Origin of the sequence: Microcystis sp. LSC13-02 (assembly GCA_002282935.1) — a bacterium.
GTDB lineage: Bacteria > Cyanobacteriota > Cyanobacteriia > Cyanobacteriales > Microcystaceae > Microcystis.
In genome coordinates, this window is record MTBT01000188.1 from 1 (window position 1) to 9,770 (window position 9,770).

The window sequence follows — 9,770 nt, forward strand, 5'->3', positions numbered from 1 at the left end:
TTCTAACGGTTTAATTGTTTCTCACTAACTCATATAAAGCCGCCCTCCGCTATCGCTAAAGGGCGGGGTTTCAGACCCAGTTTTTCGATGACGATTCCGATATCAGTGACCAGTGAACAGGATAACTAAATTTAGACAAAACTGGGAACTTAAAACTTAAACCTGATAACTGATAACTGATAACTGATAACTGATAACTGAATAGTGAGCGATCGCATTTTATCCCTAAAAGAACGTATTGGTCAGATGATAGTAGTCCGCGCTTCCGGCTATCTCTTTGACCAACAAATCCGCTATCCTGTCTGGGAACCTGTCAACGCCACCCTGAAACATTGGTTAGAAACCCTCCACCTCGGTGGGGTGATTCTCTTAGGAGGCAGCGCCGCCGAAATCGCTTTCCGCACTCAACAATTACAAAGTTGGTCTGGGGATAATCCTCTCCTCATCGCCGCCGATATCGAGGAGGGAGTCGGCCAAAGGTTTTCCGGCGCCACTTGGTTTCCCCCCCCGATGGCTTTAGGAAAAATAGCCGAAAAAAGCTTGACAAAAGCCACAGAATATGCTAGGGAAATGGGAGCAATTACCGCTAAGGAAGCCCTAGCGATCGGGATTAACTGGATTTTAGCCCCAATTGTCGATGTGAACAATAATCCCGACAATCCGGTTATCAATATTCGTTCCTTCGCTGAAACTCCTGAAATCGTCGCTAATCTAGCTCAAGCTTTTATTTTAGGGGCGGATTCCTATCCAGTTTTGACCACGGCCAAACATTTTCCGGGCCACGGTGACACCAGCAATGACTCCCATCTCGATCTTCCCATCATCAACCACGATCATCATCGCCTAGAAGCGATCGAATTGCCGCCCTTTCAAGCAGCAATCGAGTCGGGGGTTGATAGTATTATGTCAGCCCATCTGTTAATTCCCGCTTGGGATGCCGAGTTTCCCGCCACTCTTTCCTCGAAAATTCTCGGGGAAAAACTGCGCCAAAATCTCGGTTTTCAGGGTTTAATCGTCACCGATGCCCTGATTATGGGAGGAGTGACTAAAATTGCCAGTGCTGCCGCCATAGCAGTGAGGGCGGTACAGGCGGGGGCCGATATACTGTTAATGCCTCCCGATCCGATCGAAGCGATCGAAGCGGTGTATAGTGCCGTGCAAGCGGGTACAATTAGCGAAGCGAGAATTAATGATTCTTGGCAACGTATTCAACGAGCAAAAGAGAAATTAGGGCAAAGACAGCCCTCCTTAGAATCCTTAAGCAGTTTAGCGGCACCGCAAGCTCTAGAGATTGTCAGCGATATTTTAAAAGATTCCCAAACAGTTAGCGCTAATTTACCGATTCAAGCTACTCAAGGCCGCAATTTAATCATTATCGATGATTTACTCCACTGTGACTTTCTTGATCGCGCTTGTCCGGCGGTGACAATTCCCCGACAATGGGGTTATCAAACGCAAATTATCGACCGTAGCACCTTTAATCAGTCCCTCGTCTCCCCAGAAACGACTCTCCTACAAGTATTTATCCGTGGTAATCCTTTTCGGGGTAGTGCCGGATTAAGCGACGAAACGAAAGCTATCTATCAAGCTTTGCTGAAAACCGGACAGATTCAAGCATTGATTGTTTATGGTAGTCCCTACGTTTTCCAGTGGTTTCGTCAACAAAGCGGAGAAATTCCCCATCTTTTCAGCTATGGACAACAACCAAGCGCCCAAAAAATTGCCCTAGAAACTGTTTTTGAGTGGCCCACTAGCGGCAAAAATCGGACCGATACTTTCCTTTAAGGGCAAAAATCGTCTAGTAACCATCCGGCAATGCGATCGGAGGCACCGGCTGACCCCATTCTCTGACGACCATTAAAGGCGATTTCTTGCCACTGTGGGGGATTTTGTAATAAATATTCTAACTTGTCTGCCACTGACTCGGCACTATCGCCTAAGAGAATTGAACAGCCTAATAAACGCTGTTGCAGTTTGGCAAAATGGGGAGTAAACTGTGGTCCGTCCCCCGCAATCGTGATCGCCGGTTTACCCAAACCGACGAACTGTTCCGTGGCAGTTCCCGCCATGGCGATCGCTAGATGGCAACGGCCTAAATATTCGCCGTAATCCGTTTGAGAAATAGTTATAAATACTTCTTGACAAATAAACTTATTTGTGCTATGTTCTCGCCAACCCCGGGAAATTAAAGCAGCCGTAAAAGATTCTAGGGGGAGAGAAGGAGCGATCGCCGCCAAAAATTCCAGCTGATAATCGGGAAAACGTCCGATAATGGCGGCCACAGCCTCGATAATTTTCTGCCAATTGTGGAGAGATTCGGGAAAGCGCGAACCGGGTAGCAGCAGAATATTTAGGCAATCTTGGGGAAAATCGCCCGTTATCGAGGGTAAAAGGTCATCCATCATCGGATTACCCCCATCGACAACGGGAATTGACCACTGTTGTAAAATTTTGCTAGTTAAACTATCCCGGGGAAAAACCCCCCGACAGCGAGGATGAGCCATTAACCAGCGTTCCCAGGGATAATAGTAGGAACCCCAGAGGCGATCGATCATCGAGCTACTATCTAACCATCCCTGCTCATCCCGGAGATAGTATTCCGATTTAGCCGTTCCCACAAAAGCATAATCTGTCTCGCTCAACCAAGCAAGGGCAAGGGGTAAGATATCTCCCACCGCGACAATTTTTCCCCCTTCTTGGCCCCAATTTCTGACCAGACGGTATTGACGTGAAGTTAATCCTAATAATCCCTCCCGTAGATCTCGCCATAATTGTTTGGCATCCCTGGTGATAAAACCCCCAGAGGGCATTTTTTGACCTCGATCGAGCAGGGGAATCTCCAGACGAGTATAAGCATAACCGTTACCCACTAGGGGTAAAGCAGTAATACCGGGACAGTGGGGAGATGATTGCAGTCTTTTAATAATCCGGATCGCGATCTCATCTTCACCGTGGCCATTACTCAAAAATAATAATTTCACTGTTTTTCTTAACTTCTGGCTTAAAGTCCTAAACTTCGGTTGTTTTATTCCCCTCGACCCTAGACAATGCTGATGGTTAGGGAACAATCAATTTTATAAAAGCAGTTAACCAACTCCCATTTAGTCTAATCTACCAGAAGGTTTCGCCGATCGCCTATCTCTGCCCTGATAGCGACCATTTGACCAAAGGTTAAGACTAAGAGATAAGAGATTAGTTTAACTGCTTCTATTTTTCTCGATCAAAAAGACCAAATTTCGCCCCCCAGAGCCAAGGGTGTCAGAAAGCTGCTCTGATCGCTATATTAAAATCAGTGATTAATTGGCATCCTAGCGGAAAAAATGATTATCGACTTACCCGATCGAGAAGCTACTGTCAATTTAGGCGAAAAACTGGGGCAAACCTTGGCCTCTGGCAGTGTAATTTTATTAAAAGGCGATTTGGGAGCGGGAAAAACCACCTTAGTACAGGGAATTGGCTTAGGATTGGGCATTCAAGAGCCTATAGCTAGTCCTACCTTCACCCTCGTTAACGAATATAACGAAGGCCGCCTTCCTTTATATCATTTGGATTTGTATCGTTTGCAGGGTCAAGATATCGAGGCGCTGTACCTAGAAAATTATTGGCAGGGAATCGAGGTAGATTTAGGGATAGTGGCGATCGAATGGTCAGAACGTTTAACTTTTTTGCCAGACAATTATCTAGAGATTACTTTACTCGATCGAGGCGAGCAAGGACGACGAGCGCTGCTCAATTTTGTCGGTGGGGACGAAAAAAATAGCGACCCCACAGGAATCGCTATCAGCACTTGACTCTTTAAGCAATCAAACTTTAGCGGTAACTTTCCAGTTATTCTCTAATTCGTCTTTCTTCTAAAGTTTCTTCAAAGAAACTATTGTAGAGGAAACCCGCAGCCACGGCCCCAACAATAGGAGCAATCCAGAATAACCATAATTGACCAACGAGAGCCATATTACCGCATAAAAGAGCAACACCGGTACTACGAGCCGGGTTAACGGAGGTATTGGTCACGGGAATGCTAATTAAGTGAATTAAGGTCAATCCTAAACCAATAGCGATGGGAGCAAAACCGGCCGGAGCGCGTCGATCGGTAGAGCCTAAAATGATGATTAAGAACATGAAGGTCAAGACCACTTCCGTGACCAAAGCGGCGATTAAACTGTAACCACCGGGAGAATGTTCTCCGTAACCATTGGTGGCCAGAGGGTTACTGCCTTCCAGAGCGAAACTGGGTTGACCACTGGCAATAATGTAGATAATTAATGCCGCTAAAATCGCCCCTAAAACTTGAGCGATGATGTAGGGAAGTAGTTCCGAACCGGGGAAGCGTTTACCTGCCCAGAGACCGAAGGAAACGGCAGGATTAAAATGTCCCCCCGAAATATGCCCTAAAGCGTAGGCAAGGGTAAGAACCGTTAAACCGAAGGCAAGGGAGACACCCACAAAAGAAATCCCCACATGGATATTAAAATCAGCACCATCTACGATACTCTTGGCTTTACCCGCAAATACTGCCGCTAAAACGGCACTACCGCAACCGCCGAGAACGAGCCAAAACGTCCCGATGAACTCTGCTAGATACTTTTTCATCTCTATATCAAGGTTGAAACATTTTACTTTCAAGTTATTTCCCATCAAACCGGATTAAACTGTTATGAGATATTAAAAAATAGTTATTTTTTTATCTTCAATTTAGCAGTCTTCACGGGAAACCTATCAGCTTTTTAGAGGTATAATACTAAAAAAAACAGTAATTTTTGCTAATTTCACACTTTCTTTAGATTTATCTTCTATCTTGATGTCTGATGAGTTTTGGCAGTGGTTGACCCTTTCCGCTCCTAGTTAATCGTGGAGAGAAAAAAGAAGCGATCGAGTGCTAATTATGAGATGATCGATGCAGGAAGAAAAGGCGATATTTAATATCAACAATAATTTAGGAGTTTTAGCGGCGGCAATTGCCCAAAAAGAGCGGGGAAGTTTGATCGAGCCACACACTCTAACCTAGATAGGTTATACTAAAATTGTACGCACATCGCAGTCATCTCGTTACAGCGTTAAGTATTACCCATGATTTTACCACCGGTTAATCCTCTTCCTGAAAATTTACCTTTAAATGACAGCAATTGGTCGTGGGAAAATTTTGAAGCCTTTTGCCACGATCTAATTTCTCAATTCGGTACAACTAAGAACGCAAATCGCTATGGAAGAAAGGGCGATTTTCAAGGAGGTATTGATATTATCGCGGAGCAGACGGATCGTACTTGTTGGGTTTTTCAGTGTAAACGATATAAAACATTCACCGCAGCTAAGGTAAGAACAGCTATTGAAAAGGCTACCTACAAAGCGGATAGATACATATTGTTATTAAGCTGTGAGGCTAGTTCTACTGTTATAGACGAAATAACAAAACATCCTAATTGGGAATGCTGGGATGTACGGTATATTTCTATCGAAGTTAGAAAATTAAACCCAGATATTTCCCGCTGTTTAGTGGAAAACCATTTTGGCAAAGCTTGGTGCAAAGCCTTTTTAGGTTTATCAGGACTAGAAACCTTTGTTTCGTCAAAAACATTTTTTCAAACCTTATTAGATACCAAGCGTTTATTTCATCATTGTTGGTCATTGGTTGGTAGGAAATCAATCCTCGAAAAATTACATCGATTTATAGATTCTGATGATCAAAAAATCGCTATTTTTACAGGTATTGGCGGAAGTGGCAAGTCAAAACTGCTTTATCACTTTGCGAAAGAATTCGAGCAACATCACCCCGACTGGGAGCTACGATTTGTGATGAACGAATCAATCACAGGGGAGAGCATTGGTGAATTACCAACCCAGTCTAATTGCGCTATTATTATCGATGACGCTCATCGAAAAGAGGGTTTATCTAATTTGTTTAATTATATTAAACAGCGATCTCAAAATCAGAAATTCAAATTAATTTTTTCCTCTAGACCTCAAGGATTATCTTTTATAGAATCAAGCTTAACAGGTTCTGATTTTGACCAAAACGACATTACAAAGCTAGGTAATCTAGAGCCTTTAAATTATGACGAAATCAAAGAATTAGCCCAACAATCTTTAGGAAACAAATACGAAGATCACGCACGACTATTAGCCCAAATAACTAAAGATTGTCCTTTAATAACAGTTATTGCTGGTCAGTTAGTCGCTCAAGATCAAATTCATCCAAGTTTACTAGAACAAAATGATAAATTTCGTGAGTCTGTTCTGAATAAATTTCAGGAAGAAATACTAGGAAAAATAAGCGATCACATCCCTTCAGATAAATGTCAACAGATATTACAGTTGATTTCTGCTATGGCTCCTATTCCACAAGAAAATAGTGATTTTTATCAACTAGCTTCTCAATATCTTGACATCAAAGTATCTCAACTAAAGCAGTATATTGGTATTTTGGAAAATATGGGGATTCTGTTACGAACACGAAACAAAATACGAATTACACCAGATATCTTATCAGATCATATTCTAGTTACGGCTTGTTGGCAGGGCTTTTCCACGAGCTATATACAAGAAATTTTTAAGTTATGTGAATCGCATTCTGAAATATTTTATAACTTTTTAGTCAACGTTTCTGGGCTAGATTGGCGTATTCGTCAAGTCAACCAATCGGAAACCAAGTTACTTGACGAAGTTTGGAATACCATCGAACAACAATACCAACAATTGTCTAATCGGGAGAAATATTATTTTCTAGACAATTTAAACAAGGTTGCTTACTATCAGCCTAAACGGGTTCTTACGTTAATTAAATTTGCGCTCAGTAATAAAGAAGATGCTGAGGAAGTTAATAGTTTACGTCTAACAAAAATTCCGACCCTTCTTCGGATGGTGGGTCATACAATTGACGATCTGCCTTACTGTTGCGATCTACTTTGGGAAATTGGTAAACAAGATAATCGAGCTTTAAATCTATATCCCGATCATGCTCTACGAATTTTGCAAGACTTGGCGAAATATGAAAAATACAAAGAACTAGAAACACAACAAATTATTATTGATGCGGTATCTCGATGGCTGACCAGAATCGATAATGATAATTACTATTTTTTAGCCTTAAATATTTTGGATGAAATTTTTAAAAAAGAGTTTGAATATCAATATACAGAGAACCGAACAATTCAGATTCAAATCCATCCTCTCAATCCTGAATTTGCACCCACGATTCGTAGCCAAGCACTAAAATTAATCGAAAAATGTTTAAGTTTAGATATAAAAATAATTATTAGAGCCTTACAAAGTTTGAAAAATGCACTTAGAGAACCTCAAACTATTAGCGGGAATAGAAACGAAGAACGTTGCGAAAAATGGGTATCCGAGCAGTTAACTATTTTAAAAATAATCGAGGAATTAGTTAATTTTAACCACGAGCCGATTATACATTTAAAAGTGGTTAATATACTAGATTGGTACATACATCGGGGCTATTCACAACAAGTCAGAGAAAAAGCCTTATATATTACCCAATGTATTCCCGATACGGATGATCTGCGATTGGTGGGTTTCATGATCAACCATGAAGCTTTAGATTGGTTGATCAATAATAAAGGTCAATTTGATTTATTCAATCTTGATTGGTATAGCCAAATATGTAAGAGAGTAAAAGCGATAGCAGAAGAATATTGCCAAGAAATATTTTTACAAAAATACAAATCGTCTCAAGCTATTATACAAAAAATTAATCAGAAATGCTTGGAGATAGAGAATGCAGGTCAATGCACGGATACTTTTTATTTGAAATATCCTTTTTTAGATTGTTTAGTTCCAAAAATTGAAAGACAAACACTGGTTGAAATCTGTGAAGCAACCTTAGAGAATCCTAGTTCTCCAATAGCGAATTACTTTGGTTTTTTCTGTAGTCACCTTAGACGGAATGATTTAGATACTGCCATTCATCTAATTCAACTCGCTATCGATAATGGTTCGGTTCCGATTCTTTTATCGATTGCTACAAGCTACTATTTCTGGTCTGAGAGTTTACGAGACAAAGATATTTCCCTACTATCAAGTCTATTATCTAGCGATAACCTTGATATCAAAGGTTATACTATCAATTCTATCGGTAGAATAGCCAGTGAAAAACCGAATTTAATGAAACCACTTATTTTGAATGTTGATATTGGAAATAATCTCGAACTGGCTAAACACTTATGTGGTAAAATCGGAACTACTTACGGTCTCTCTTCAGATTATTTGTCTAATAATGAAGTTGAATTACTATTGAAGAAGCTTGTAACAATTCCAGAAATCAGTGATCATGAAATTGAAAATTTTTTAGCCATCGCGTTTAAACATAATCCTCTCGCCGTTATTCAGTTTCTTCTCGATCGTATTCGCTATCGGAAAGTTAATGAGCTTCCTAGTTATAATTATACTCCGATCCCCTATCAAGATGCTTATAAATTTTTTGTATCCCTCCCAGAGCCAGAGGCATATTCTGATATACTTCGACAAGTAAGGGATAAAATATTTGATGGAGAAGGCGAGCGTTATTTTATACCAATTTTATTTCACGCTCTCTCAATGGTTAAAAACGGTGAATCTAGCAAACCCTATTACTATGAAGATGAAAATTTGACGTTTTCTTCAACAAGCTTAGAAATTCTGGAGGAATGGATTAATTCAGAAGATGCGGAAAAAATTAAAGAAGCCAGTTATTTGCTTTCAAAAGCTCCCCGTTCATTAATTCTTGAACAAGTAGATTTTATATCCAATCTAGCTTCTAGAGCGGATGAAATTAGTCAGGATTGCTTTCTATCCGTACTACAAAACTTACCCGGAGTATCCTGGACTGGTGTGATATGGGTAACTCCGCAACAACCGATTCCCGAACTAATTCAGTTTAAAGATGAGTGTTTAAAAATTGCCGAGACATTTCTTCCGCTTTCCGCTAGTCGTCGATGTTACGAGGAACTAGCTAAAGTTTTCCAGAAAACAAACGATGATTTTTCCAATCTTGATATCGATGAATGAGTAGAAAACACGCCGCAGTAATAATACTAAATCCTGTTTAAAGGGGATAGGAAAGTGGAGCGGGGAGCAGGGAGCGGGTTTTTAAAGTTCGATTAGGAGTTAATCATGCTATTAAAAGCGGATTTGGTATTAATCGTGGAGAGAAAAAAGAAGCGATCGAGTGCTAATTATGAGATGATCGATGCAGGAAGAAAAGGCGATATTTAATATCAACAATAATACCAAAGTACAAACCATGACTACTACTACTGATATAGGCACAATTGAGCAGGGCTTATCTCATAGGGGAATTATTTTAGCTCCACAACAACGATATGAAATCGGTGACTTGATGCGCGGAGTATTAAAGTTGATTAACACCAAGTCACCAGAAGAAATGCAGGGGCAACTGGAATTTCTGAGCAACTAGATTTCTTAAGGTAGTGAGCGGTCTATTCTTAATTCTCCTGACTCCTGACTACTGGCTACTGACTCCTAACCCTAACAACAATTTTTGATTTTTACCAGAGGTCTATTTATTCAGCCAGCCCTACATAAATTTTTATACTAAATCCGGTTATTAAAGACTGATTATCTATTGCCCCTTTTGCCTATTGCCTTTTGCCTGTCCCCATAAGTAGCCTATACTCAACGGATTTAGTATTGTAAAGTTTCAAAACCAATATAGTCATATATAGCCAGCCATGGTAATATATAGACAGGAAACTATCAGACTAGGCAAAAAAAACAAGAATAAGTTATCGAACGGCTTGGAGGTGGTGGAAACAAGGGAA

At 40.6% G+C, this 9,770-nt stretch carries 6 protein-coding genes; 4 read left to right on the forward strand and 2 right to left on the reverse strand.

The features are described 5' to 3' along the window. The first annotated feature begins 204 nt into the window (after positions 1-204). Positions 205-1,785, forward strand: a complete 1,581-nt coding sequence (locus BGL89_RS11150; RefSeq protein WP_286825764.1) for a glycoside hydrolase family 3 N-terminal domain-containing protein — start codon at positions 205-207, stop codon at positions 1,783-1,785. On the opposite strand, the gene BGL89_RS11155 is transcribed toward BGL89_RS11150, so the two are convergent. Then, positions 1,782-2,981: a lipid-A-disaccharide synthase-related protein gene (locus BGL89_RS11155; RefSeq protein ID WP_286825765.1), complete on the reverse strand. Its 1,200-nt coding sequence runs from the start codon at positions 2,979-2,981 to the stop codon at positions 1,782-1,784. The two genes, BGL89_RS11150 and BGL89_RS11155, sit on opposite strands and share 4 nt — an antisense overlap. Before the next feature lie 339 nt (positions 2,982-3,320). Here BGL89_RS11155 and tsaE point away from each other — a divergent pair, with 339 nt between their 5' ends. Then, positions 3,321-3,791, forward strand: a complete 471-nt coding sequence (gene tsaE, locus BGL89_RS11160) for a tRNA (adenosine(37)-N6)-threonylcarbamoyltransferase complex ATPase subunit type 1 TsaE (protein WP_286825766.1) — start codon at positions 3,321-3,323, stop codon at positions 3,789-3,791. Between the two features lie 37 nt (positions 3,792-3,828). Here tsaE and aqpZ read toward each other — a convergent pair whose 3' ends face one another. Then, a complete protein-coding gene (gene aqpZ / locus BGL89_RS11165) occupies positions 3,829-4,590 on the reverse strand; it encodes an aquaporin Z (protein WP_286825767.1) in 762 nt (253 codons plus the stop codon). A 477-nt stretch (positions 4,591-5,067) separates the two neighbouring features. Between aqpZ and BGL89_RS11170 the strand changes: the two genes are divergently transcribed. Further along, the gene (locus BGL89_RS11170; RefSeq protein WP_286825768.1) at positions 5,068-8,997 is read left to right on the forward strand and encodes a restriction endonuclease; all 3,930 of its coding nucleotides are present in this window, start codon (positions 5,068-5,070) and stop codon (positions 8,995-8,997) included. 235 nt (positions 8,998-9,232) lie between these two features. After that, a complete protein-coding gene (locus BGL89_RS11175) occupies positions 9,233-9,406 on the forward strand; it encodes a hypothetical protein (RefSeq protein ID WP_286825769.1) in 174 nt (57 codons plus the stop codon). The last annotated feature ends 364 nt before the right edge of the window (positions 9,407-9,770 follow it).